Annotated in this window: 22 protein-coding genes; 8 read left to right on the forward strand and 14 right to left on the reverse strand. The window is 69.9% G+C overall.

Annotated elements, in window-relative coordinates:
- The first annotated feature begins 54 nt into the window (after positions 1–54).
- Both MKL11_RS30785 and MKL11_RS30790 read left to right on the forward strand, forming a co-directional pair.
- Positions 55–960: a LysR substrate-binding domain-containing protein gene (locus MKL11_RS30785; protein WP_243950764.1), complete on the forward strand. Its 906-nt coding sequence runs from the start codon at positions 55–57 to the stop codon at positions 958–960.
- A 146-nt stretch (positions 961–1,106) separates the two neighbouring features.
- Positions 1,107–2,483: an NAD(P)H-dependent oxidoreductase gene (locus tag MKL11_RS30790; RefSeq protein WP_243950766.1), complete on the forward strand. Its 1,377-nt coding sequence runs from the start codon at positions 1,107–1,109 to the stop codon at positions 2,481–2,483.
- A gap of 317 nt (positions 2,484–2,800) precedes the next feature.
- Here the strand turns inward: MKL11_RS30790 and MKL11_RS30795 are convergent, their stop codons facing one another.
- The 5 genes from MKL11_RS30795 to senB all read right to left on the reverse strand — a co-directional run bounded on the left by MKL11_RS30795 (position 2,801) and on the right by senB (position 10,189).
- Entirely contained in the window at positions 2,801–5,806 is a 3,006-nt protein-coding gene (locus MKL11_RS30795) for a PAS domain S-box protein (protein ID WP_243950768.1), read from the reverse strand.
- A gap of 506 nt (positions 5,807–6,312) precedes the next feature.
- A complete protein-coding gene (gene msrA, locus MKL11_RS30800; RefSeq protein ID WP_243950770.1) occupies positions 6,313–6,831 on the reverse strand; it encodes a peptide-methionine (S)-S-oxide reductase MsrA in 519 nt (172 codons plus the stop codon).
- A 123-nt stretch (positions 6,832–6,954) separates the two neighbouring features.
- A complete protein-coding gene (locus MKL11_RS33300) occupies positions 6,955–7,077 on the reverse strand; it encodes a hypothetical protein (RefSeq protein WP_279600813.1) in 123 nt (40 codons plus the stop codon).
- 12 nt (positions 7,078–7,089) lie between these two features.
- Positions 7,090–8,166, reverse strand: coding sequence for a catalase family protein (locus tag MKL11_RS30805; protein ID WP_243950773.1), 1,077 nt, complete (start codon positions 8,164–8,166; stop codon positions 7,090–7,092).
- A gap of 976 nt (positions 8,167–9,142) precedes the next feature.
- Complete coding sequence (gene senB / locus MKL11_RS30810) at positions 9,143–10,189, reverse strand: selenoneine biosynthesis selenosugar synthase SenB (RefSeq protein ID WP_243950775.1); 1,047 nt, start codon at positions 10,187–10,189, stop codon at positions 9,143–9,145.
- A 27-nt stretch (positions 10,190–10,216) separates the two neighbouring features.
- On the opposite strand from senB, the gene senA reads away from it, so the two are divergent.
- Positions 10,217–11,521, forward strand: a complete 1,305-nt coding sequence (gene senA / locus MKL11_RS30815; protein ID WP_243950777.1) for a selenoneine synthase SenA — start codon at positions 10,217–10,219, stop codon at positions 11,519–11,521.
- Here the strand turns inward: senA and MKL11_RS30820 are convergent.
- Genes MKL11_RS30820 through MKL11_RS30835 form a run of 4 tightly spaced genes read right to left on the reverse strand, consistent with a single transcriptional unit; the run spans position 11,518 to position 15,304 of the window.
- The gene (locus tag MKL11_RS30820) at positions 11,518–12,321 is read right to left on the reverse strand and encodes a nucleoside phosphorylase (RefSeq protein ID WP_243950779.1); all 804 of its coding nucleotides are present in this window, start codon (positions 12,319–12,321) and stop codon (positions 11,518–11,520) included. The genes senA and MKL11_RS30820 overlap by 4 nt on opposite strands.
- A gap of 11 nt (positions 12,322–12,332) precedes the next feature.
- Entirely contained in the window at positions 12,333–13,382 is a 1,050-nt protein-coding gene (gene selD, locus MKL11_RS30825) for a selenide, water dikinase SelD (protein ID WP_243950781.1), read from the reverse strand.
- Positions 13,383–13,431: 49 nt separating this feature from the next.
- Positions 13,432–14,235, reverse strand: a complete 804-nt coding sequence (locus MKL11_RS30830; RefSeq protein WP_243950783.1) for a TIGR01459 family HAD-type hydrolase — start codon at positions 14,233–14,235, stop codon at positions 13,432–13,434.
- Complete coding sequence (locus tag MKL11_RS30835; protein WP_243950785.1) at positions 14,228–15,304, reverse strand: radical SAM/SPASM domain-containing protein; 1,077 nt, start codon at positions 15,302–15,304, stop codon at positions 14,228–14,230. Before MKL11_RS30835 ends, MKL11_RS30830 begins: the two co-directional genes overlap by 8 nt.
- A 273-nt stretch (positions 15,305–15,577) precedes the next feature.
- Here MKL11_RS30835 and MKL11_RS30840 point away from each other — a divergent pair, with 273 nt between their 5' ends.
- The 4 genes from MKL11_RS30840 to MKL11_RS30855 are packed head-to-tail and all read left to right on the forward strand — an operon-like array spanning position 15,578 to position 19,413.
- Positions 15,578–16,465: a putative selenate ABC transporter substrate-binding protein gene (locus tag MKL11_RS30840; RefSeq protein ID WP_243950787.1), complete on the forward strand. Its 888-nt coding sequence runs from the start codon at positions 15,578–15,580 to the stop codon at positions 16,463–16,465.
- Positions 16,466–17,161 carry an ATP-binding cassette domain-containing protein gene (locus tag MKL11_RS30845; RefSeq protein WP_243950789.1) on the forward strand — a complete coding sequence of 232 codons (696 nt, stop codon included), beginning with the start codon at positions 16,466–16,468 and terminating at the stop codon, positions 17,159–17,161.
- On the forward strand, positions 17,158–18,717 hold the full coding sequence (locus tag MKL11_RS30850) for a PhnE/PtxC family ABC transporter permease (RefSeq protein WP_243950791.1): 1,560 nt from the start codon (positions 17,158–17,160) through the stop codon (positions 18,715–18,717). Before MKL11_RS30845 ends, MKL11_RS30850 begins: the two co-directional genes overlap by 4 nt.
- Positions 18,718–18,750: 33 nt before the next feature.
- Positions 18,751–19,413, forward strand: coding sequence for a DoxX family protein (locus MKL11_RS30855; protein ID WP_243950794.1), 663 nt, complete (start codon positions 18,751–18,753; stop codon positions 19,411–19,413).
- A 30-nt stretch (positions 19,414–19,443) separates the two neighbouring features.
- Here the strand turns inward: MKL11_RS30855 and MKL11_RS30860 are convergent, their stop codons facing one another.
- The 4 genes from MKL11_RS30860 to MKL11_RS30875 are packed head-to-tail and all read right to left on the reverse strand — an operon-like array spanning position 19,444 to position 23,241.
- Entirely contained in the window at positions 19,444–20,166 is a 723-nt protein-coding gene (locus tag MKL11_RS30860) for a glycosyltransferase family 2 protein (RefSeq protein WP_243950797.1), read from the reverse strand.
- Positions 20,163–21,230, reverse strand: coding sequence for a radical SAM protein (locus MKL11_RS30865; RefSeq protein ID WP_243950799.1), 1,068 nt, complete (start codon positions 21,228–21,230; stop codon positions 20,163–20,165). The genes MKL11_RS30860 and MKL11_RS30865 overlap by 4 nt, the downstream gene beginning before the upstream one ends.
- A complete protein-coding gene (locus MKL11_RS30870) occupies positions 21,227–22,528 on the reverse strand; it encodes a glycosyltransferase 87 family protein (RefSeq protein ID WP_243950801.1) in 1,302 nt (433 codons plus the stop codon). The genes MKL11_RS30865 and MKL11_RS30870 overlap by 4 nt, the downstream gene beginning before the upstream one ends.
- A 2-nt stretch (positions 22,529–22,530) precedes the next feature.
- Positions 22,531–23,241, reverse strand: a complete 711-nt coding sequence (locus MKL11_RS30875) for a TIGR04282 family arsenosugar biosynthesis glycosyltransferase (RefSeq protein ID WP_243950803.1) — start codon at positions 23,239–23,241, stop codon at positions 22,531–22,533.
- A gap of 1,071 nt (positions 23,242–24,312) precedes the next feature.
- Here MKL11_RS30875 and MKL11_RS30880 point away from each other — a divergent pair.
- On the forward strand, positions 24,313–24,861 hold the full coding sequence (locus tag MKL11_RS30880; RefSeq protein WP_243950805.1) for a GlcG/HbpS family heme-binding protein: 549 nt from the start codon (positions 24,313–24,315) through the stop codon (positions 24,859–24,861).
- A 1-nt stretch (position 24,862) separates the two neighbouring features.
- Here the strand turns inward: MKL11_RS30880 and MKL11_RS30885 are convergent, their stop codons facing one another.
- Positions 24,863–25,156 (reverse strand): c-type cytochrome, encoded by a 294-nt coding sequence (locus MKL11_RS30885; RefSeq protein ID WP_243950807.1) that lies wholly within the window; start codon positions 25,154–25,156, stop codon positions 24,863–24,865.
- Positions 25,157–25,307: the final 151 nt, after the last annotated feature.

The following is a 25,307-nucleotide window of genomic DNA, read 5'->3' on the forward strand; positions in this document are numbered from 1 at the left end:
TTGACAAACGACGATTTTTCACCGTTTTCGTGAATTCAATTCACGGATTGTTGCATGCGCCGGATCCCGAGCTTCCCCGCCCTGCGGGCCTTCGAGGCCGCCGCGCGCCTCGGCAGCTTCGCGCGGGCGAGCGAGGAGTTGCATCTCACGCCCTCAGCGGTGAGCCACCAGATCCGCGCGCTCGAACGCACCCTTGGGCGGCTCCTGTTCCGGCGTGCCAACCGTCAGGCGACCCTCACCGCGGACGGCGAGCGCCTGTGCGCAGGCCTCGGGCAGGCCTTCGACGCGATCGAAGCTCTCTGCGCCGAGCTCAGCCCACCGCCGTCCTCGGCGCTCGCCGTGCATTGCACCCCGAGCTTCGCCGCCAAGTGGCTCGGTCCGCGGCTGCATGCCTTCGTGGAGGCGCATCCCGAGATCGGCATTCGCCTCTCCAGCAATGCCGATCCGATCGACCTCGGCCGGCACGAGGAGATCGACATCCTGATCGCCTACGGCCGTCCGCCGCGCGGCCCCGGCCTGGCGGTCGAGTCCCTGGGGCCCGAGGAGATCGCGGCCCTGTGCACGCCGAACCTCGCCCGCTCCATCGGGCCGATCGAGCCCGCCACCATCCAGGGCTTCACCCGGCTGGATTCGTCGTTCAGCCCCGTGCGCTGGCCGGACTGGTTCGCGCAGAACGGTTTGTCCGCCCCGGCCGCCGTGTCCGGGCCGGCCTTCGACCGCGGCTCCCTGGTGATCGCGGCGGCCGTTCAGGGGCTTGGGGTCGCCCTGGAGAGCCTGCGGTTCGCGCAGGACGAACTCGGCGCCGGGCAGCTCGTGCGGCTCGGCGACGGCCGCCTCGCGAGCCTGTACCGGGACCTCCACTTCATCTGCTACCGCGAACGGGACCGGGACCTGGAGAAGATCCGAGCCTTCCGCCGCTGGCTTCTGAATCGCGAGCAGGAAAGCCGATTTGCCGGCTAAGCGTTACCGGGCCGAAGCAGGGCGCGTCCGTCGTTGCATGGGCAGACGCCGAAACGCATGATAATTCCCAGCCGGCAAGGCCATGCAAACGCGGCGGGGACGGGCGCCGAGGCCCGACCGATCGCGCACCACGCCGGGAGAGCGCCATGTCCATGTTCGCCAAGCTGCAGCGTCGCGCCGACGAGGGGCGCCCGGTCCGCGTGGGCCTGATCGGCGCCGGCAAGTTCGGCTCGATGTACCTGTCGCAGGCGCCCCGGACGCCGGGCATCCACCTCACCGCCGTGGCCGACCTCTCGCCCGACCGGGCGCGTCAGGCGCTGCGGCGGGTGGGCTGGGACGAGGCCCGCTTCACGGCGCCCGACCTGGAAGAGGCCGCGCGGACCGGGGCGACCTGCGTCACCGACGATGCCGACGCCATGATCGCCAGCCCGTTCGTGGACATCGTGATCGACGCGACCGGCAGCCCGGCCGCCGGCATCCACCACGCGCTCAAGGCCTGCGAGCAGGGCAAGCACATCGTGATGGTCAACGTCGAGGCCGACGTGCTGGCCGGCCCCCTGCTCGCCCGCCGCGCCGCCGAGGCCGGGGTGATCTATTCCATGGCCTCGGGGGACCAGCCGGCGCTCATCGCGGAACTGGTCGACTGGGCGCGCACGATCGGGCTGGAGGTGATCTGCGCCGGAAAGGGCACGAAGTACCTGCCGGCCTATCACGCCTCCACGCCCGACACGGTCTGGGGCCATTACGGCTTCAGCGCCGAGCAGGTAGCGGGCGGCGATTTCAACCCGCAGATGTTCAACTCCTTCCTGGACGGCACCAAGTCGGCCCTGGAGATGGCCGCCGTGGCCAATGCCTGCGGGCTGACGCCCCCGCGCGACGGCCTCGCCTTCCCGGCCTGCGGCGTCGACGACCTGCCGACGGTCCTGCGGCCGGTGGCGGACGGCGGCATCCTGACCGAGCGCGGCACCGTCGAGGTGGTGTCTTCCCTGGAGCGGGACGGGCGCCCGGTCTTCCGGGACCTGCGCTGGGGCGTCTTCGCGGTGTTCGAGGCGCCGAGCCGCTACGTGCAGGAATGCTTCGCGCAATACGGGCTGAAGACCGACGACACCGGCCGCTATGCCGCAACCTACAAGCCCTACCACCTGATCGGTCTCGAGCTCGGGATCTCGGTCGCCTCCATCGCGGTCCGAGGCGAGGCGACGGGCGCCACCGGCGCATGGCGCGGCGACGTGGCAGCCACCGCCAAGCGCGTCCTGAAAGCCGGCGAGCGCCTCGACGGCGAAGGCGGCTTCACGGTCTACGGCAAGCTGATGCCGACGGTCGATTCCCTGCAGCAGGACGCCCTGCCGATCGGGCTGGCGCACAACCTGGTCCTGACCAACGATGTCCCCGCCGGCCGCGCGGTCCGCTGGAGCGATGTGGCGTACGACGCAAATCACCAGGCGATCCGCATCCGGCGCGAGATGGAGACGCTGTTCCGTGCCGAGCTGGGCCTCGATTCACCCGCATCGAGGGGCGCCTGACCGACGGGTCCGCATTAGCCGCTCACCCGTGTTGTGAGCGCGCAATGCGCGGACCTTCCCGGTGCTCGGCCAAGCGCATCGCGAAGTCGCGCGGTCCGTACGCGACCATCCGCTCAGGGCCGCCACCCCGACGGTGGACGCGTCGGCGGATCCTGCCGGCGTCTTGGTTGCCACGGCCAACCGCCTCGCCCGGGCGGTGGGATACGAGGGCTATGCGCAGCTCCGCTCGGCCCGCGTGCCGGGTTCGAGGGCGCGCTCGGGTCGGATCAGGCCGAGGCGCTCCGGATAGCGGCGACGGAACGCGGAACACCGGGGGTTCAGGCCGCGGCCCCATCGCGGTGGTCCTGCATGGCGGCAAGCGGGGCCTCCAAGTGGCAGACAAGGCCGGTCGGCGCGTAGGTGAGCAGGACTTGGCCGCCCACCTCAGCGGCGAAGCTGCGCTCGATCAGGCGCGAGCCGAAGCCCCGGCGCGTCGGCGGCGAGAGGATCGGCGGGCCGCCCTGCTCCGACCAGGTCAGGCAGAAGCGTGCGATCCCGTCCGCGTGCACGACGTGCCAGCACAGGTCTACGGCGCCGGATTCGTTGGCGAGCGCCCCGTACTTGGTCGCGTTGGTGGCGAGCTCGTGCAGGGCGAGCGCCAGCGACAGCGCGGGTTTGGCGGCCAGGGGGACGTTCGGGCCGCGCGCCCGGATGCGGTGCGGGGCGACGCCGCGATGCACCGCCAGCGCCCCGTCCACCACTTCCTGAATCGGCGCCTCGGTCCAGCTCGAGGCGGTGAGGATGTCGTGGGCGCGTCCCAGCGAGATCAGCCGGGACGAGAACGCCTCGCGCATGGAATCGACGTCGGTGGCGCCGCGCAGGGTCTGGCTGGCGATGGCCTGGACGAGGGCGAGGGTGTTCTTGACCCGATGCTGGAGCTCGCCGGTGAGCAGGCGCTGGTGCTCCTCGGCCCGCTTGCGCGCCGTGATGTCGAGCATGGCTCCGATCATGCGGATGGCCCGGCCGTTCCCGTCACGGATGACGTAGCCGCGATCGAGGATGCTGGCGTAGGAGCCGTCCGCCCGCTGGAAACGGTACTCGTTGCTCCAGACGAGGCCGGTGCCGTCGATGACCGCATGGATCGAGGCGTCGACGCGCGCCCGGTCGTCGGGGTGGATGTGGGCGATCCACCAGTCGCCGGTGGGTTCGACCGCGTCCGGGACGTAGCCGTGGGCGGTCTGGAGAGCCTCGTTCCACAGGAGGTGGTTCGTGGCGAGGCTCCAGTCCCAGATCGCGTCGTTGGTCGCGCGCGAGGCCAGCCGGTAGCGCTCCTCGGTCTCGCGCAGGATCTGCTCCGCCTTCCGGCTTTCGGTGACGTCGCGCGCCGTGCCGATGAGGCGCACGGGTCGGCCGCCCTCTAACAGGGTCTGGCCCTTGGCCGATACCCAGCGCTCGACTCCGTCCTCGGGGGTGAGGGTTCGGTACGTGATGTCGTAGATGCCGTTGCCGGCCGGATCGAGGGCGGCCTGCACCGCCTCGTCCGCCCTGGCGCGGTCGTCCGGGTGCAGGCGGGCCAGGTAGATCTCGAGGTTGACGGGCGCGTCCGGTCCGAGGCCGAAGAAGGCGCGGGTGCGCAGGTCCCATTCCAGCACGTCCGCGACGAGGTCGTAGTCGAAGATGCCGGTCCCAGTCGCCTCGACGGCGAGGCGCAGCTGCTCGCGTGCCTTGCGCAGGTCCTCTTCCACCTGCCTCCGGTCATGGATATCGGTGTTGCTGCCGAGCCAGCCGGTGATGGCCCCGCCGGCATCGCGCATCGGCTCGGCGCGGATCAGGTACCACCGATAATGCCCGTCATAGCGGCGCAGGCGGGCCTCGGTGTCGTAGACGATCTCCCGGGCGCGGGCCTCGTCCCAGACGCTCAGCAGGCCGTCCAGGTCGTCCGGGTGGATGACCTCGGCCCAGCCGGTCGGCAGCGCCTGCTCCGGCGTCTGCCCGGTATAGGCGAACCAGCGGTCGTTCAGGTAGCTGACGCCGCCGTCGGGAGTCCCGAACCAGATGATGGCCGGGGCGAGTTCGGTCAGGGCCTTGAAGCGGCGCTCGGCGACCTTGCGCTCGTGGATGTCGAGCGAGGTCCCGATCCAGCTCCGGAGGGTCCCGTCCGGATCGTGGATCGGCTTCGCTCGGGACAGGAACCAGCGGTATTCGCCGTCCGCGCGCCGAAGCGGGAACTCGATCTCGTAGGATTGTCCCGAGGTCGCCGCCGCCAGCCAGGCCTGCCGGGTGGTCTCGCGGTAATCGGGATGGATCGCGGACATCCAGCTGGCCTCTCCGGTCACGCCGGACGGCAAGCCCGTGTAGTCGTACCAGTAGGCGTTGCAGTAGGTGACGTTGCCCTCGGGATCGCCGAACCACACGACCTGGGGGCTGACCTCCACCAGCGAGCGGTAGCGCATCTCGCTCGCCTGCAGGGCCGCGTCGGTCGCGCGCTGCTCGGTGCGGTCGCGCAGGATCTTGAGGAAGCCGATGATGGCCCCCCCATCCGACTTCAGGGGCATCAGCTCTCCCGAGGCCCAGAAGCGGCTGCCGTCCTTGCGCAGATGCCAGCGCTCGTCGGGGGCGCTGCCGTTCTGCAGCGCGAGCGCCATCTCGGTTTCCGGCCGGCCCTCGGCTCGGTCCTCGGGCGTGAAGAACACGGCCGCCGCGTGGCCCAGCATCTCGGCCTCGCTCCAGCCGAGCACGTTCTCGGCGCCCGCATTCCAGCGGGTGACGTGGCCCCGGGCGTCGGTCGCGATGATCGCGTAGTCGGTCGCGCTGTCCAGGATGCGCTCGTGGAGCAGGCGTTGCTCGGCCTGCTCCCGCAGCGAGCGGCGCAGCTCCATCTGCGCCATGGTCTGACGCGCGAGGCGCAGCAGCCCCTTGCGTTGCCGCTCGGTCAGTTCGTGGGGCTTGGTGTCGAGGACGCAGACCGTGCCGAGGGGGTGGCCGTCCGGCGTCTTCAACAGCGCCCCGGCGTAGAAGCGCAGGCCGGGGTCTCCGACGACGAGCGGGTTCCCGATGAAGCGCGGGTCGCGCGCGGCATCCTGAACGTAGAGGAAATCTTCCTGCAGCAAGGCCTGGCGGCAGAAGGACGATTCGAGGGGCGTCTCACGCACGCCCAGGCCCACCTCCGCCTTGAAGAACTGGCGGCCGTCTCCGATGAGGTTGACCACGCCGATCGGGGCGTCGCAGAGCTCGGCCGCGGCCTCCGCGATCTCGTCGAAATCGCTCTCGCGCGGGGTATCGAGCAGACGGTAGCTCTCCAGTGCCCGGAGGCGAGCGGTCTCGCGCGTTGGGGTCGAACTCATTGTGAGTCACACTCGGGGCTGGCGGATCAGTCCATCGCGCACGGTTACGTCGGAAGGCCCGAAGGCCTCGGAGACGTCGCCCCGCTCTATTCCTCGCGACGCCGGGTCGTCACCCGTCGAAGGATACCGGAGAGCTGCTCGTGTGCGTGCCGCCCAGGCCGGGACATCCCAGGCCAGGACATCGCTGTAGCCGCAAGGCGGCACCACGGGTAGGTCGCCGTGGCGCGGCCTGATCTCCCGGGCCATGTCGACGCCGTTCATGCGAGCCGCCGCTCGCACCACGTCGCGCGTGCCGACGATGCGGCCCGACGCATCCGGCCACATCGCCGTTCGGGACGTGCCGAGCGTGCGAGCACGTCCGGGCGGTCGCCAAGCCGTGCCGCCGCGACGAGGGCCGGGCAGAGCGGCGCCTCGGAGGAACCTTCGAAAGGTTTCCTGGCCGGGCGGCGAGGTCGGGTCTGCCCGCGACGCGCCGTGCTCCGCGGCCAGTCTGCCGGATCGGACCCTCAGGCGTCCTGAGAAGCCGGGGATCGGACCGGGAGCGTCCAGTTCGGCCGGACGAAGTGGCAGGTGTAGCCATCCGGCCGACGCTCCAGGTAGTCCTGATGCTCCGGCTCGGCCTCCCAGAACGGACCCGCTGGCGCCACCTCGGTGACCACCTTGCCCGGCCAGAGCCCCGACGCATCGACGTCGGCGATGGTATCCTTCGCGACCTGCCGCTGCGCGTCGTCGCGATAGTAGATGGCCGAGCGATAGCTCAGGCCCCGGTCGTTGCCCTGACGGTTCGGCGTCGTGGGGTCGTGGATCTGGAAGAAAAACTCCAGGATGCGCCGGAAGCTCGTCTTGGCCGGGTCATAGATGATCTCGATGGCCTCGGCATGGGTGCCGTGGTTGCGATAGGTCGCGTTCGGCACATCGCCGCCGGTGTAGCCGACGCGGGTGGCGATCACGCCGTCCTGGCGCCGGATCAGATCCTGCATGCCCCAGAAACAGCCGCCCGCCAGCACCGCTCTCTCTTCGCTCATCGTGGTTCCTCCGCAGGACCGAAGCGTCCCATCCTGTCCCATAGATGGGAACGCCGATCGCACTTCGCCCCGCCCGGGAGCGACATAGCCCGCCGGATTTCACGTCCCCCCGATCGGCGCCCTTCAGCGGGCGCCGCCCGTCACGCCGATGAAGGCGTTGGGCGGGCGTCTTGCCGCCGTCCGCCTGAACCTGCGCGCGCCGAGCAAGAGGACGGCGACGGCCGCCGCCACGATCGGATGGCGCATGCCGGATTTCCTTCAGCGCCCGGCGCCGGGCTCGTGGATCGGGCAGCCGTTGAAGCGCTGGCGGAACTCCGCCGAATGCCGGTAGGGGGCGTTGCGGGCGCGGTTGATGTTGCCGAGCGGCCGGTGGGCGGCGAGCCCCGTCCAGACGCTGAAGCGCATCGCCTCGTCGACCGCCTGGACGCGGGCGTCGTCCCAGCTGTCCTGCGGGCGGACGGTGATCAGGCCGACCCGCTGGAACGGCGCCTCGTCCTCGTTCCATTCCACGGTCGGGTCCTCGACGGGCTGGCGCGCGAGGTCGCGGCAGAGCTGGACCCGGAATTCCCACACGCCCTCGATCCCCTCCATCTCGGAGCGGACCGTCTCGCGGATCGCGTTCGGCCGGCCGGAGGCATCGATCTCTGTGCCGGTGAGCGCGGTCAGGCCCGGGGCGACGGGGGCGATCGAGAACTTGGCGATATAATCGCCGTACCGGAACGGGGTGACGCTGTAATAGGTCTCGCCGAGCGGATCGACATTGGGCGCGCCGCCGAGCGAGCCGATGGTCGGGCTCTCGATGCCCACGGCCGTCAGGGCCTTGTTGACGCCGCGCAGCACCGTGGAGGCCGCGACCTTCAGGCCCTCCACCCGATCGGTGGTGCCGGCGAGCAGCTTGAGGCTGCCCAGGAACTTCTGGGCGTTCGGCGCCTGGAAGACCTTGCCGTTGACCATGATGAAGTTCTGGGTGGTGCCCTCGGCATCAGGCAGGCGCTCGCCCGCGACATCGAGCACCTTGAGGGCGAGGCCGCGCGGCAGGGAGACGGCATCGGGCAGGATGTCGCCGGCGTTGGTCGACAGCCGCATGTAGACCTTGTGCTCGCCGGTCTTGGCGAACAGCCCCTGGGCGAGTTCCGGCGGCAGGTTCGGATCGATCCTGAGGACGCCTTCCAGGATGCCGTGCGCCTTGGCGTGGACTGAGCGGACGGCATGGCCGGAATCGTCGGCGACCGTCTTGAGAATGGTGTCGAAGGTCTCGTTCAGTCCCTCGATGGTCTTACCCTCATCGGGCTGCGCGTGCTCGACATCGGGGCTGTAGCGGACAGGTGCTTGCAAGGTCAGGGGCTCCGGCGCAGTTCGGTTTCGAGATGAACAACGCTGGTCGTCCGCCGTTCCGAATTGCGCCCCATTCACGTGTCCGTGAACAACTTGACGGGAATTCAGGGACCCGCCGGTGATTGCCCACGACGTCATCGACCTGATGGGCGCGGGGCCTCGGGACCGTCATGGTCGCCGGCCACCATGGGGGCTCGAACGCCGCCGTTCCGGCAGTGCCAGCGCCAGTGGCGCCACTGGTTCCAGGCGACCAGGCGTGGCCAGGCATCCGTGCGGGCCGATAATCCCAAGAGGTTCGGCCGCAGCATGTGAAAATTGAAGGCCGCCCGGCTGGTACGACGCGACGACCTTCGGCGCCTTCGCCAAGCCCTGGAATAATCCGAACGTCGTCGACATCACGCGGCCCACCGACCCAGCGCGCTGGCGGCAACTGTCACCGGCCGGTTGCGCTGCTGCCCACAGCGTTATCCGCGCCGATGCTGCGAAGTGTGACGTGATAGGTCAGTGTCGGCGGGCCAGCCCGAACAGAAATGCGCACACCTATGTCATTGAATGGACGAGGTAATTTTGGAGGCTGTGCTATCACCCGGTAACTCGCAACCGCTGTGCGCCCTCACTGAGCCGCAACCCGCCCCTTGAAACCAGGCCTTCTGCTTCGCGACCATACCGGTCGTTCCGGCCGCCTTGAGCGGCTCCCGCAAGCAGACATGGGCTTCCGTCCGATCATTGCCCGGCCGCTGGTTAAGCAAGGTCTGGTCGGCGCGACAGACAACTAAGAGCGGATCAATCCCGGATCTCGGGTGCCAACGTCGAGCGAGGATCATCGTTTTTACTCCGAATCCTGCAGGATGCGGGCGCCGATTTGCAGTAAATTCTGAGCGGGCGAGGACAGTGCCAAGCGATTTTTACCGCCGGCCGCGAGCGCACCGACGAGTGCCAGGCTCAGGCTGCAGGCGGCATCAATCCAGGGCGTCGGTCATGACGCGTCGCCGCCTCCGCTTCGGCGTCTGTCGGGATTTCCCGTGAGCCTCGCCGGGGATAGCGGAGCTGTTGGACCAGAACGATCGTCAGTACAACGCGCGACGACCCGCCGAAGGGATTCGCACTCCTGTGCCGGTGCGAAGAGCTCGGCGCGCCCCGCGGCGCCCGCGGCCAAGGTACTCAGAAACTCGGGCTCCTCCTCGGCGCGCAGGAGCAGGGCGGCTAGGGCCGCATCGTCGCCGACCGGGAAGTAGCCCGGATAGCCTGACCCCAGCAGGCCGCGGGTGCCGGGAATGTCGGAGGCGATCACCGGAAGTCCGGACACGACGGCCTCGGACACCACGTTGGCGCCGCCCTCCTGGAGCGAACTGAGGACCATGACGCGCCCCCGTGTCAGCCAGCGCCGTACCAGGGATCCGGGCCGGTCCCCCAGCCACAGGTAGCGCGGATTGTCGGCCATCTCGGCGCGGGCCCGGGCCGCCCAGACCGCCTCGTGGGCACCTCCGAGATGGACGATGCGGATACGGGACCGGGCCGGAAGCCGCCGGGCGGCGCGGGCGGCGCAGAACGGGTCTTTCTCGGCGCGCAGGTGCCCGACGACGAGGACCTCGAAGGCCTCCTCGGAGGCCGGCCAGCGCTGGCGACGCGGCAGGGCGGACTGGAACACGACATCGACCTTGGTGCGGTGACGCTCCGGAAGAGCGGCGGGGATCAGGTCGTGGAGGCCGATCAGGCGGTCGGCCAGGTCGAGCGAGCACAGCGTCGGCTCTGGGTCGGCCGCGAGATAGTGATAGACGTCCGTGCCGGTCAGGGCGACGATGAGCGGCCGCTCCGGGTGGCGCGCCTTAAAGCGCGCAATGGATGCGGCGCTGCGCCAGGCGTGCAGCGCCAGCACCAGGTCGGCATCGGCCGCCGCGTCATAGATCGTCGCCACGTCGACTCGGTGCCCGAGATCGCCGAGAATGCGCGCCCAGCGCATCGCCGTCGTCCGGTTCCCGGCGCGCGACCTCTTCGCCGCCGGCGTGATGAGGCTGATCTTCATGATTGCGACGAGCTTCCAGGACGATTGATGAGCGCACAGGTCTCCGCTGCCGATCTCGTGGCGATGCTGCAGGATTCCCGGGCGCGAACGCTTGAACTCGTGGCAGGCCTTGATCGCGACCGGCTCATGGGGCCACGGAGCGATATCGTGAACCCCCTGCTGTGGGAAATCGGGCATCTCGCCTGGTTTCACGAGCATTTCATCCTGTGCGGACTCGACGGTCGTCCGCCCCTGATGGAAGGGGCCGACGCACTCTACGATTCCGCGCGGGTGGCCCACGCGACGCGCTGGTCGATCCCGCTGCCGCCGCTACCCGAAACGCTCGGCTACATGGCCAGCGTCCACGAGGCGCTGGTCCGGCGCCTCGCCGGTCGCGAGCCCACGCCGCGCGAGGCCGAACTCTACCAACTCGTCACCTTCCACGAGGACATGCATGACGAGGCCTTCACCTACACCCGCCAGACCCTCGGTTACCCGGTGCCGACCTTCGCCGCGTCGGCCTGCGCGCGAGACACGGGAGCCGGCCCCTGGCCCGGCGACGTCGCCGTCGGCGGCGGAACCTGGCGGCTCGGATCCGAGCCCGGCGGCGGCTTCGTCTTCGACAATGAGAAATGGGCACACCCCGTGCCCATCGCGCCGTTCCGCATCGCCCGCGCGCCGGTGACCAACGCCGAGTTCGCTGTCTTCGTCGCGGATAGCGGCTACCGGGTGTCAGCCTATTGGGACGCGGAGGGCGTGCGCTGGCGCGACGGCTGCGGTGCCGAGCATCCAATCTACTGGACGCGTGATGGGACGCACGACTGGACCGTCCGAAGGTTCGACCGGGACGAACCGCTGGCGCCCGATCAGCCGGTCATCCACGTCAGCTGGCACGAGGCGAACGCCTATTGCCGCTGGGCGGGCCGGCGCCTGCCCACGGAAGCGGAGTGGGAGGCTGCCGCCGCCGGCGGCCCGGAACCGGACGGCACGCTCGGCGCGGCCAAGCGTCCCTATCCCTGGGGGCAGACCGCGCCCACGCCGGAGCGCGCCAACCTCGACGGCGGCCACCTCGGCTGCGTCGAGGTTGGCGCTTACCCGGAGGGCGACAGCGCCTGGGGCTGCCGGCAGATGCTCGGCAATGTCTGGGAATGGACGGCGAGTCCGTTCCTACCCTTCCCCGGCTTCGCGCCCGACGCCTACAGGGAGTATTCGGAGCCCGCCTTCGGGACCCGCAAGGTCCTGCGCGGCGGCGCCTGGGCGACCCGCTCGCGCATGGTCGACGCCGCTTATCGCAACTTCTTCGGCCCGGATCGCCGCGACGTGTTCGCCGGGTTCCGCACGGTGGCTCTTTAGCGCCGCGCGAATTGGGCCGCCGCGGCGGCCGCGACGAGGCGGAGCGCGGCCGTCGCACCGTTGGCTTCGCCCTTCTCGAAATCTCCAGCCTGGCCCATCTGGTTGGTGACGTGAGCGAAACACAGCACCGCCTTGCCGCGAGCCTGCGCGAAGGCGTAGAGCGCCGCCGCCTCCATCTCGACCGCGAGGATGCCCCGCGCGGACGCCGCCTCGATGGCCTGTCGGGTCTCGCGGTAAGGCGCATCGGTCGTCCAGGTCATGCCTCGCTCCACCGGTTCCCCGATTCCCGACAGTGCGGGGGCGATGGCCGCGACGAGGTCGGCCGGAGCCTGTGCGAAGTCGGCCGGCGCCAGGTAATGGTAGCTCGTGCCCTCGTCGCGGAGCGCCGCCTCGATCAGGATGAAGTAGGGCGGCGCCCGCGAGGGCGTGATCTGGCCCGAGGAGGTGACGCTGATCAGCAGTTCGCAGCCCGCGGCGAACATCTGCTCGGCCACCAGCACCGCGAAGGGGGCGCCGACCGCGCAGCCGACGATCCCGACCTCCCGCCCGTCGCGTTCGAAGCGGAAGAGGTCGGTGTGATAGCAGGCCCAGTCCGGATCGGGCCGCGCCACGCCGGTCGCGCGCAGGTGGCGGACGATGTCGCCGTCTGGGTCCAGCACACACAGCGCGGGCACCCGGCCGGCGCCGAGGCCACGCTGCCGGCGCGCCTCGCGAAGCAGGCTATCGGGTGTGAATTCCGAAGCCGCCCCGTACGCCTTGTCGCACAGGATCGGGGCGACTGGCGGGTCGCGCGGCGGCACGGGGCCTCCCGTCAGGCCTCGACCCGGATTCCGGGATCGCCGGCCTCGAACCGCCCGACGACGGCGGCCTGCGCGAAGCCCGCGGTCCGGACCTGGGCCAGGATCGCCTCGGCATGCCCCGGCGTGCAGGTCACGAGCAAGCCGCCGGAGGTCTGGGGATCGGTGAGGAGGTGGCGCCGCCAGTCGGGCAGGCCCTCGGGCAGGGTCACCTGGCTGCCGAAGCTCGCCCAGTTGCGGTGAGAGGCTCCAGTGACGAAGCCCTCCCGCGCGAGCGCTTCGGCCCGGGGCAGGAGCGGGATCGCGCCGCCCGCGATGACGAAGGTCAGGCCGGCGCCGCGCGCGAGTTCGAGGCCGTGGCCGAGCAGGCCGAAGCCGGTGATGTCGGTGATGGCATGGACCTCCGCATCGCCCGCCAGATCCGCCCCGACCTTGTTGAGGCGCGTCGTGGTGGCGACGAAGTCGGCATAGCCCTCGGCGTCGAGGGCCTCGCGCTTGATCGCAGCGGAGTAGATGCCGACGCCGAGGGGCTTTGTCAGGATGGCGACGTCGCCGGCCTGCGCGTCGGCGTTGCGCCGGATCCGGGCGCGGTCGCACAGGCCGATCACGGCGAGGCCGTAGATCGGCTCCGGCGTATCGATCGAGTGGCCGCCCGCGATGGGGATGCCCGCCTCGGCGCAGGTGGCGGCCCCGCCCTTCAGGATCCGGGCGACGATCTCGGGCGGGATCTTGCCCACCGGCATGCCCAGGATGGCGAGCGCTAGGATCGGCTTGCCGCCCATGGCGTAGACGTCGGAGATCGCGTTGGTCGCGGCGATCCGGCCGAAATCGTGGGGGTCGTCCACCATCGGCGTGAAGAAGTCCGTGGTGGCGATGAGGCAGGTCCCGTCATCCAGCGCCCAGACCGCGGCATCGTCGGCGGTCTCGTTGCCTACGAGCAGGCGCTCGAACGGGCCGGCCACCGGTTGGTCGGCCAGCAGCGTGCGCAGTACCTCGGGGTCGAGCTTGCAGCCGCAGCCTCCGCCATGGGCGAGGCTGGTGAGGCGAACCGGGGGGGTATCCATGGCCGAATCCTGGGGCATCGAGGGCGACGAAAGAGGTCTCGGCCTGGTCCTACCAGACAAGGGCGGGCATCCGGTACAATCGGCCGGGGGAGCATGCCGGCCGCGGGAGCGGTGGCGCGTCGCCGACCTGAAGGGCGCTGAAGCCGGCCCTGAGTGCGCCCAGGACGTCGAGCGCGGCGGTGTCGCCAATCCCGAGGACCCGCTCGGGGGGGACCAGCCGGCCGCGTGCCCGACCGGCGCGTTCCAGGGCGTGACGATAGATCAGCGCACCGGGCTTCCCGGTCTCGACCACGCGGCCGCCGAGCGTCCGGTAGCGCTCGGCCACGAGGCCGGCGAAGCGCAGGCGCGTCGTGCCCACCGTGAGGCATGTGTCCGGATTGGTGCAGAGCAGGCTGTGGCCGCGCCGGTGCGCGACGGCCAGGATCGCATCGAGGTCGTCATCGCCGTCCGGATAGCCCGTGCAGACGGTGAGATCGGCGTCCTCGACCCCGGTCAGCGCGATCGGCAAGCCCGCGAACAGGACGCGGTCGCGCGCCGGCCCGATATGGTGCGCTCGCGCCGACGCCCCCTCACACAAGAGGATTCGGGCGACGTCGGCCGCGGTGACGAGGTCGTCCCACGCGGCAGGGATGCCGCGGTCCCGGAGCGCGTCCGCGAGGCGGCGTCCGGGTTCGGCGGTGTTCGAGACGAGCACCACCGTGCCGCCGGCCGCCCGGAAGGCGCCCAGCGCGCCGGTGGCGGCCGGAAGCACACGCGTCGCGTCGTGGAGGACGCCGAATACGTCGCACAGGACGACCGCGAAGGCGTCCGCGACCCGGCCCAGCCCGGCGATGGCCTCGGGTCCGTCAGCCACGGACGTCCCGGACGCGCGCCTGGACGATGGTCGTGCACGCGCTCTCGAGCTTCGGCAGGTCGCGGGCCGGCGCCATGGTGATCGCCAGGGGGCGGGACTCCCCACGCACTATCGGACAGTACGGATCCACCTGGTCGAGCCGATCCATCAGCCGCCGACGCCCGGCGCAGCCGCCATGGCAGGACGCCTCGTGCGCGCAGCCCCGGCAGGGCTCCGGCAGGGCGCGGACCGCCGCGAAGGGGGCCGTCTCGACGATCCCGCTTCCGGCCTCGCGCAGGGTGTCGAGACTCTGGCCGGCGCCGCTCCAGTAGACACAGGGTTGTACCGTGGCACGAGGCGTCACCCGCACCGTGCCGACCCCGCATCCGCCCTTGCGCGCCGGCAGGCCGGCCATGGCCCGGACCAGCGGCTCGCCGATGGCGACCACGTCGGTCTCGGCGAACAGCCGCGCGAACCCGCCCCAGTATTCCTCGTAGGTGAGCGCGAAGGCGTCGGTACGCACCGCCTGGTAGACGTTGATGCGCAGGGGCGCCGCAAAGCTGTGGGCGATGGCGGCGATCTCGTGCAGCCGGTCGAAGTTGGTCCGCATCATCACCGCGATGAATGTGACGCCGACGCCGAGGGCCCTGCAGCGGGCGGCCTGCGCCATCACCAAGTCCCAGTTGCCGGCGCCGCGCTGCGCGTCCTGCTCGTCCCGGGTCGGATAGTCGATGGAGAATTCCACGTCGGCGAAGGCCTGCACCGCCGCGTCGTCGATCACCGCGATCGAATGCCCGTTCGACGTGATCGTGAGCTTGATCGGCTCGGCCCGCAGCATGTCGAGGAGCCGCGGGAATTGCGGATGCATCCCGTTTTCGCCGGTGCCCAGGTTGACCGAGCGCACCGGCAAGCTGTCGAGGACGGCCCGAACCTGATCGGGCCCGAGCCGGTCCAGCCGGTCCGGATCGCGGTAGCAGAAGCTGCAGGCGAGGTTGCACTCGTTGGTCAGCCCGATCCCGAGCGAGAAAGACCGGGCCGGGTCGGCGGGGGCCGGCATCGGAAGCGCGGGCGTCAGCGACGTCGAAGCCATGGAGATCCTCTGACGCGATCCGGCGTGACGTCTCACGATGATCGGCATCGTGCCGCGCGGCGTTCCCCTCCCCTTCGCACGGAGACGCGTCGCGGTAACATCACATCTTCGGCGGCCCGGCTCGTAACCGCCCGGCACCGGCCCGCGAACTCCCACCGTTAGCAAGGGGTTCGCCCGGCCCGGTGACCCCGCGCCGACGACAGCCGTCAATTGATTGGACATCCGCCTCCGCTTGGGGGTGTAGAGTGTCGGAACAGTGTGCTGGGGGCGACGATGCTGAGACGGACGTTGAGCGGGGCGCTGCTGGTGGGACTGGGATGCCTCGTCGCGTCCGGACCCGCGGGCGCGCAGGAGAGCGCCAAGCCGACCTTCGTCTTCACCGGCATTCCCGACCAGGACGAGAGCCGCCTCGTGGAGCGCTTCGGCAAGGTGGCGACCTATCTCGAGGGCAAGCTCGGCGTGCCCGTGAAATACATCCCCGTGAAGAACTATCCGGCGGCGGTGACGGCCTTCACCAACGGCCAGGTCCAGCTCGCCTGGTTCGGCGGCTTCACCGGGGTGCAGGCGCGCAAGGCCGCGCCCGGCGCGCAAGCGATCGCGCAAGGCGCGGAGGACGCCGCCTTCAAGACCTACCTCATCGCCAACACGAAGACCGGCCTGGCGAAATCGGCCGACTTCCCGAAAGCGATCGCCGGCAAGACATTCACGTTCGGCTCCCGCGCCTCGACCTCGGGCCGCCTGATGCCGGAATACTTCATCCGCGAGGCGTTCCCGGGTAAGACGCCCGACGAGGTGTTCGCCCGGGTCGGGTTCTCCGGGGACCACAGCCGCACGATCCAGCTGGTCCAGTCCGGGGCCTTCGAGGTCGGGGCGGTCGACTACTCGGTCTGGGATCTCGACAGCAAGGCCGGCAAGGTCGATCAGAAGGACGTCGGGGTCATCTGGGAGAGCCCGCCCTTCCCCGACTACCAGTGGACCGTGCGGGGCGACGTCGACGCGATCTACGGCGCCGGCTTCACGGAGAAGCTGAAGTCGGCCCTGATCGGCATAACCGATCCGGCTATCCTGGCGCCCTTCGCCCGCTCGAAATTCATCCCGGTGACCAACGCCGCCTATGAGCCGGTGGAGCGCGTGGCGAAAGCCACGGGCTTGCTGGACTAGGTGGCCCGCGGCGCCGTGCTCCTCACCCCGCCCGAAGCGGAGATCGTGCTGTCGGGCGCCCGGGCGGCCTATGACGGCAAGCCCGTCCTGTTCGGGGTCGACCTGACCATCCGAGCCGGGGAGCGCATCGCCCTGATGGGACGCTCGGGGGCGGGGAAGTCCACCCTGCTCGGGCTCATCCACGCCCAGGCGCGCGCCCGCGTCGCGCTGATCCCGCAGGCGGCGGCCCTGGTGCGGACCCTGTCGGTCTTCCACAACGTCTACATGGGCCGGCTCGACCGGCGCTCGACCCTGCACAACCTGCGCACCCTGGCGTTTCCGGCCCGCGCCGACCTGTCCGAGATCCGGGACATCCTCGGGGAGGTCGGCCTGTCCGGCGAGCTCCGCGCCAAGGCTGGCGCCCTGTCCGGCGGCCAGCAGCAGCGCGTGTCCGTGGCGCGCGCCCTCTACAACGGACGCCCGATCCTGATCGGGGACGAGCCGGTCTCGGCCCTGGACCGCACCCAGGGCGGCCTCGTCCTGGAGCGGCTGGCAGCGCGCCACCGGACCCTGGTGCTGGCGCTCCACGACATCGCTCTGGCACTCGCGCATACCGACCGGATCGTGGTCCTCGACGCCGGGCGCATCGTGCTCGACGCGCCCGCCCGCGACCTCGACGAAGCGGCCCTCGTCCCGTTCTACGGGCAGGCCGCGTGAGCGCCCTCCGCCGGATCCCCGGCTGGGGCTACGCGGCGGTGACGCGCTGGTTCGTCGGCGGGGCGCTGGCCGCGCTCCTGGCGGCCGACCTCGCGATCACGAGCCTCCATCCCTGGGCCGACCTCAAGCGCCTGCTCGGCGGCCTGATCCACCCCGACTTCCCGTCGGTGGAAATCTGGAGCGTCGTCTACACGGTCGCGTTCGCGATCCTCGGCGTGACGCTGGGGGCCGGGGCCGGGTTCGTCCTCGCCATTCCCTTCGCCAGGGTCCGGAGCGTGCGCCTCGTCTGCGCCGCCCTCCGCTCCGTGCACGAGCTGTTCTGGGCACTGCTGCTGATGCAGGTGTTCGGCCTGTCGGCCACCACCGGCATCCTCGCCATCGCGCTGCCCTACGCGGGCATCTGCGCCAAGGTCTATTCCGAGATCATCGAGGAGGCGGACCTCGCGGCCCTGCGGGTGCTGCCCGAGGGAACCGGTGCCCTCTCGGCCTTCGCCTACGGCCGGCTGCCAGACGTCGCCGCCGCCTTCCGGCACTACACGCTCTACCGGTTCGAATGCGCCATGCGCTCAACCCTGGTGCTCGGCTTCATCGGCCTGCCGACCATGGGATTCTACCTCGAATCCGCCTTCCGGCAGGGCCGCTACGCCGAGGCCGGGGCATTGCTCCTGGTGTTCTACGCCCTGATCGGCTCGCGCCGCCTCTGGATGCGGCTCTCGACCCTGCCCATCCTTCTGGGGGTGAGCGTCCTCGTCCTCCCGGGGACGATCGGGACGACGGACTGGCTCGCGAACCTCGGACGCTTCGTGACGCACGACATCGTCCCGAGCCCGCTCCGCACCGGCGCGCTCCTCGATCCCGGGACCTGGACTCGGCTGGGGCACTGGTTCCGGCCGATCCTCACCCAGCAGATCCTGCCGGGCGCGTTCCAGACCCTGGTGCTGGCGCAGGTCGCGCTCGTCGCCACCGCGCTGGGCGCGCTGCTCCTGTTCCCCCTGGCCTCGCGCCGGTTCGCGGGGCCGGTCGGCCGGCACTTCGGCCGCGTTCTCCTCGTGGTCGTGCGCTCGACGCCGGAATACATGCTCGCCTACGTGCTGCTGCAACTGCTCGGCCCGTCGATGCTGCCGGCGATCCTGGCGCTGACCATCCACAACGCCGGCATCGTCGGCTACCTGATGGGCCGCCACGCCGACGATCTCCCCTACCGTGCCGACGCCCCGACGGGCCTGAATCTCTACAGCTACGAGACGGTGCCGCGGCTCTACGGGCAGTTTCTGGCCTATCTGCTGTACCGCTGGGAGCTGATCCTGCGCGAGAGCGCGATCTTCGGCATCCTCGGGGTGGCGACGCTCGGCTTCTACGTGGACGCGGCGATCTCGGAACTGCGCCTCGACGTCGCCGTGACGCTGATCGCGGCGACCGCCATCCTGACCATGCTGGTGGATGCGCTGTCCAGGACCCTTCGGCGGTCCCTGCGCCTCGCAGACTTGCCGATCCGCCTCTCCGAGCCGCGGCCCGGATCCGCGGCGACCCCGACCCTCCAGACGGCCTGCTCCTGACCGGCCTGCGCCCCACCACCGAGGATCGATGCCATGCGAACGGATCCCTTCACCGACACCTGGCTGTTCCTGATCGGGCAGCAGAGTGATCAACTCGCCCTGGGCTACGGGCGCTGGCTCGTGGTCGGCGGCTTCCTTCTGCTGCTCCTGGGGAGCATCGCCATCGCGCTCCGCGAATGGGTCGAAGATCCGGTGCAGCGCACCGGACGGGATTTGACCCTGTGGGCTCTGCGCGTCCTGGTCGGGGCCATGTGGTTCCAGGGGATGCTCTGGAAGCTGCCGTTCTTCTCAACCGAGAACGGCCTGTATTTCTGGACGGGTGAAGAGGTGTCGAACGCCGCCTTCCAGATCCACCGCGATCTGGTGAAAACCGTGCTGCTGCCGGTGCCGAACTTCTACGTCCTCGATCTGCTGGTCTTCTTCACCGAGCTGGCCTTCGCGGTCTCGCTGCTCCTGGGTCTCGGCGTGCGGATCACCGCGGCCATCGGCGTGGCCTTCGTCGCCCAGCTCTGGCTCGGCCTGTACCAGCATCCGCAGGAATGGCCCTTTACCTACGTCTTCCTCGGTGGCCTCATGGCCCTGTTCAGCGTCTTCGGCGCCGGGCGCAGCCTCGGCCTCGACGCGGAGCTGCGCCGGCGCTTCCCCCCGGGCCTGACCTACGGGTGGGCCGCCAGCCTCGTCCGCATCGCCACCTGAGGGCGTGGGCTGCGGCGCTGGCCCCCCCCGTCAGCCGGCGGGGCGCCCCTCTCGGGAGAGGGTGCGGGCGAGGCGCAGGAAGGTGGTGGCGATGATCCAGGCGGCGTGGATTCCCGCGCGCCAGTCGCCGGAGACTTTGGAGGCCCCGCCCCGGCGCGGCCGCTGGCCCACGGCGATCTCCTCGCAGCGCAGGCCCGCCGCGGAGGCGCGCATCAGCATCTCGAGGTTCCAGCCATAGGTTTCGTCCGCCATGCCGAGGCGTGCCAACGCGTCGCGGCGGATGGCGCGGAACGGCGACATGTCGGTGAAACGGGCCCCGTAGACGAGGCGCAGGAGCCCGCCCGCCAGGTGCCCGGCGACGATCTGCTGCGGGCTCATGGCACCCGGCTCCCGGCTCCCCCGGATCCGGGAGCCGTGCACGAAGTCGGCGCGGCCCGTTCGGATCGGATCGAGCAGGCCCGGGAGACGGTCGAGCCGGTCGCTGCCGTCGCCGTCCACGAACAGGACGATGTGGGTCTCGGGCGGCAGCGCGGTGATGCCCGTCTGGATCGCCCGGCCGTAGCCGCGGCGCGGCTCGACGATGACGTGGGCGCCGGCGCTCGTCGCCCGCGCGGCGGTCGCGTCCCGCGAGCCGCCATCGACCACGACGACCGCATCGGCGCCGTTCGCCAGCAACCCGGCGACGACGTCGGCGATCGCGGTCTCCTCGTCCAGGCAGGGGACGATGGCCGTGACGGAGGGGAAAGCGGTCACAGGCTCCAGCGCAGCCCGCAATTGCCGCAGGCCTGCGGCGGCGTGTCGGAGAGCAGCGCCGCGCGGAAATCGGTGTAGGCGGCGCCGTTCCAGATGGCCCGCAGGCTGTCCTGCGTGGCGTCACCGAGGGTGTAGTTCTCGTAGCCGCGCTGCGAGAACGGGGCGATGCAGCAGGGAAGCGCCCGGCCGTTGGCGGTGACGTACATGACGTTCCACGGCCGGCGGCACAGCGACCAGGGCGAGCCGTCGTCGTCGCGCCTGAGGCTCATGCCGGGCTCGCTCGCTGCGCCCGAGGCCGAGAAGGTGAGGCCGAGCTCGGCCGCGACCGCCTCGGCCTCGGCGAGGTAATGGGCCTCGTCCGCCTCCATGCGCTCGTAGAGGGCCTGATCGGGTCGGGCCATGCCGATGGCGCCGTCCTCGAAATAGACCAGGCGTTGCAGGTAGACCTCCTTCACCCCGGCCTCGGCGGCCACCCGCACGAAGGCGGCGAGTTCGGGCAGGGTCTCCTTGAGGCCAGTGAGCCAGGCGGAGACCCGGGGCCTCGCGTGCCCCTCGCGCTCCTGCAGGGCCCGGAAGGCGCGGACGTTCTTCAGGATGCGCTCGAAGTAGTCCTTGCCGCGCACGGCGATGTAGGAGGCCCGCGTCGAAGCGTCGAGAGAAACGCGCAGCTCGTCGAGCCCCGCCTCGATCAGGGCGCGGCCGTTCTTCTCCGACAGCACCGTGCCGTTGGTGTTGAACAGGACGTAGGTGCCGCGATCCTTGAGGTAGCGGACCATGCGCGGCAGGTCCTTCACCAGCATCGGCTCGCCGACCCCGTGGAGCACGGCCCGGCTGAGATGGGGCACCTGATCGACGATCGTCGTGAACAGCTCCCAGCTCATGTCGGCTGGCGGCTCGAGCTCGACGTAAGTGCGCGGGCAGGTTGTGCAGAGCAGGTTGCAGCGGTTCGTCACCTCCAGGTAGAGGCAGACCGGGGGTCGCTCGACGACGGTGCCGACCGCCTTCGGCGCCGCCTCGTGGTAGCGGCGCGGATCGACGACCGGGACGGCGGGGCTGGCGGTCATCGGGAGGCTCCCTGTCGCCGGACGAGGGCGACCTGTGCCAGCCCGGCCGCCGCGACCACGGCGGCCAGGAGCGCGGAGCGGGCCTCGAAGGAGAGCTGCGGATCGCCGGGAACGACATCGTAAAGCATGAAGCCTCCCACCGTCAGGGCCCACCCCGGAAGGGTCGCGGCGATACTCAGGAACGGCACCGCCATCAACAGATACCATGGGAATTCGGGCGAGAGCAGGAAGAGTAACGTCACGATCGAAAGATTGATGTCGTGCAGGTTCCGCGCGGGCGTCCGCACCGCGCGGAACCCGGTCCGCAGGGCCAGGGCCGCCAGGATCGCGAGGCAGAGGCCGAGATAGATGGCGGTGTCGTGCGGCCATTCCCCAACGCAGCCGCGCCAGAGACGCAGGGGGGTGAACCCGGCGCCCGAAGACAGCCCCTCCTCCTCGACGTATCCGGTGGCGAGGAAGCCGAGCACGCCGCGTCCGACCGAGAGATAGGGAAGGTAGGCCGCCGCGATGACGGCGGGCACCAGCCCAATCATCCGCCAGTCCCAGGGGCGCCACAGACCGGGCAGCGCGATCAGCGCGAAGGGCTTGGCCAGCGCCGCCAGGACGATCGCGCCCGCCCCCGCGTAGCGCCGGCCGAGGACCAGGGCGAGCCAGAGGCCCAGCATCATCAGAGCGATCATCAATCCGTCGACGTGCCCCTGGCCGGCGATCTCCCAGACCGGGAGCGGATGCCAGGCATAGGCCGCGATCCGCGTCACCGGCTGCCCGGTGAGGCGCAGCAGGCCGACCAGCGCCACGAGGGTCGCGCCCTCGCAGGCCACCAGCGCGACCTTGAGCGCGAGCGGGCTCTCCGACAGGCGGGTGACGAGGAAGAAGAACGCCTGGGCCACGGGCGGATAGATGGTCACCGCGTAATCGGCGCGGTTGATGAACGGGTAGACCGCCGCGCCGCGCAACGACGCCAGCGCGGGATCGGCCGGAACGTAGCGATAGGGGTTGATGCCAGCGCCCTGCACGATCCCGTCCCAGACGTAGCGGAAGATATCCGTAGACAGGATCGGCGGCGCCGGCAGCGCCAGCACACGCATGGTCAGGCCGGCGCCGATTATGATGGTGAGCGCCGCGCGCCCCTCGATCCCCTCCAGGCGTGCGCCCAGGGCCGCGACCACCCCGCTGGCGACGACGAGCATCAGGAAGGCATCGTCCCCCAGTCTCTGGAGCGCCGGCATCCCGAGACCGACCAGCACGATCCCGATGAGGCCGAGAGCGGTGAGGCGCCTGGCGGCTCCCCGATCCACGCTCATACCTCCGGCCATTGGGCCAGCATCGCGCGGGTCGCCGGGGCCGGGCCGCCGCTGACGCCGGGCGATGCGAAGGCCGGCGGGGTTCCGGCGATCTCCGCCTGCAGAACCCGGAGGGCCTCCAAGTCGTCGATGTCGTACCAGACCGGAAGCATTTCGACCGAGAGGGCGATCCCGGCAGCCCGCTCCAGGGTCAGGCGTAGTACGTCGCCCGTGCTCCACGGGATGTCGGCGAAGAGTTCGGGATGGTCGCGCTTCAGCCCGATCAGGGTGTAGCCCCCATCGATCGCCGGCCCGAGCACGACCCGGTCGCCTGGTCGCCGCAGGGCTGTGATCGCGGCGGTGAGAAGCGCCACCGGCAGGGTCGGCGAGTCGGAATTGATCAGCACGACGCAGTCATGGCCTGCCTCGCCCAGCAGCCGCTGCACCGCGGTGCCGAGGACGAGCCCGAACTCCGCACCTTCCTGAAGGAGCAGCCGGAAGGTCGGCGGCAGGATCTGCGCGAGTTCGGCCTCGCTTCCGGCCGGCGCATAGACGCCGTAGCCCTGGCGCCCCAGGGCGTCCGGCACCGCCAGCACGGCGTTGGCGACATCCTCGAGGAAGCAGGCGGAGAGGTGGGCCGCGCGCTCCTGCCCCAGGCAGGCGGCAAGCCGCGTCTTGGTGCGGCCCGGATGCGGAGCCTTGCACATGATCCCGAGCGCTGCGCTCATGCGTCCCTCATCCCCGCCCGGCTCCGCACCTTCTTCATGCGAGCGCAACGGCTACGGAACGCTGCGGTCTCGGGCGAAAACAGACGGCATTCGGTGCCGGAAGCCAAATCACAAAGTCAGGTCCGACCACCGCTTGTTTGTAACGGACCCGACCGGACGCGACACACTCAGATTTGAGTGCCGCGGATCCGTGGTGGGTATCGGCCCGTCCGCTTCCGTGCACCTCACCGCTCTATGACCGCTACGCATGCAGATCTGTGGATCGGCCCCGAAGCGTGACCCAGGAACAAATGCAGCTCAATCTTTTTCCCAACTATAAAAATGCAGATCGAAAAGGGGTCACGATCGGCGCCGATCGTGACCCCTTTTCGTGATCTCATTCAGATTTATTCTCAGCAACTTAAGCCCATCTGCGAATGGGGCGATGCTTCGACACCGATCTACAAGGAGCTTGCACGAGCTGCGTGCGAAGGGCTCGTCCGGTGCCCCAAGCAATACGGCGCTGACCAGAGCGCGCGCGAGGAAGCCGGCCGGGGCTCGGGGGCGATTGAGCGCAGGCATGCGCGGCCTTTCAGTCCCGGAAGAAGTGGCCAGCGACATAGTGCCTGTCGCGCCGGTTCGTGCGCCATTCGGATCGCGGGTGGCAATGCCTCGGATGACCGTGGCAGCCTCGGGCGTGGAGCATGCCGGGGGTGGCGGAGGCCGGACCGGTGATGAACGGCAACGGCGCCATAAGGGCGAGCCGAATCGGCAGCGTTGCACGAATCAAGGATGCATCCCCCAGTTGAAGATGCAGCCTAATCGCGTGCGGGCGCTCGGCGTGGGGATTCGATTTTCAGGCTTACCGGCAGCGGACCCTATTTCCACCGGCAGTACCTTCGTGCTGCCTTTCGGTACCCGCAGCCGAGCGAGACGTGATGATATGGCCGCCCGGCCATTCGCCTCGCGTGCCCCTACGAAATGCCAACTCTGTCTCAGATCATGATTGCTAGGAGAGGCACCTTGTCTGCATTGGCTTAGGCTCCCCTCGCGCCGCAGGCCCCGCAGAGGCCCATGCGCTGGAGGAAACACATGACGCTATACTCTGCCCGCCCCCTGGCCTTGTGCCTTGCATTGATCGGCACGTCAGCTCTGGCACAGACGACCGAACCTCCGAAGCCTGCAGGCCCCCCACAGGCGCCGGCTGGAGGGACACCTGAGAAGATCCCGTTTGGCCTGCCTTACGGAGCCCCGATCACCTACGAGCAGGCCAAGACCATTCTGTCAGCCGCGGAGGCCGAAGCGAAGAAGCGCGGCTGGCCGATGAATATTTCTGTGGTCGACACCCACGGCGAACTCGTTCACTTCGCTCGTCTCGATGGCGCGCAGCTCGCCTCGATCCGCATTTCACAGAACAAGGCCCGCACAGCCGCACGCTGGCGGCGCGAGAGCCGGGTGTTCTTCAACTTCTATGCTGCTGGCTCGAACTACTACGGCACCCTCGACCCTGATTTAGCAGCCTCACCCGGCGGCATCCCGTTAGTCGCAGACGGAAAGGTGATAGGCGCGATTGGGTGCTCGGGCGGGACTGGAGATCAAGACGCGCTGATCTGTCAGACAGGAGCGGATGCGCTCAAGTAGATCAGAGCCTGGAAATGTAGGCGGCGAGATCGCGGATCTCGTCGTCCTTCAGCTCCTGCGCGACCTCGTTCATCGCGGGGTCATAGCCGGGTCGAGCGTTCGACTTGTAGCCCGCCAGCGCCTTGGCGAAGTTGTCTTCTCGCTGTCCGCGGATGCGCGGGATCGCGTCTTGGCCTAGCAGCTCCGGTCCGTGGCAGGAGTTGCACTGGTGCTTGGCGACAAGCGCTTGCGCCCCCGCTACCAAGTTCGGGGCGGCAGGCGCCCCGGACCAAGCAGGCGGCGGCAGGGTTGCCACCGCGTCGGCCTAGCATTACAGTTGCGTTTTTTGGCTTTTCCGTCGGCTGCGTGTTTTGCTGGGCTTACGGCGGTGACGCCCTTTGGCGTCTGACGCTCGGCGTTTGAGATGGGCGTTTTGGGCGGCCGCCTGATGCGTGCGTCGCCAGAGC

Origin of the sequence: Methylobacterium sp. J-077, from assembly GCF_022829365.1 — a bacterium.
In the GTDB taxonomy this organism is placed as follows: domain Bacteria; phylum Pseudomonadota; class Alphaproteobacteria; order Rhizobiales; family Beijerinckiaceae; genus Methylobacterium.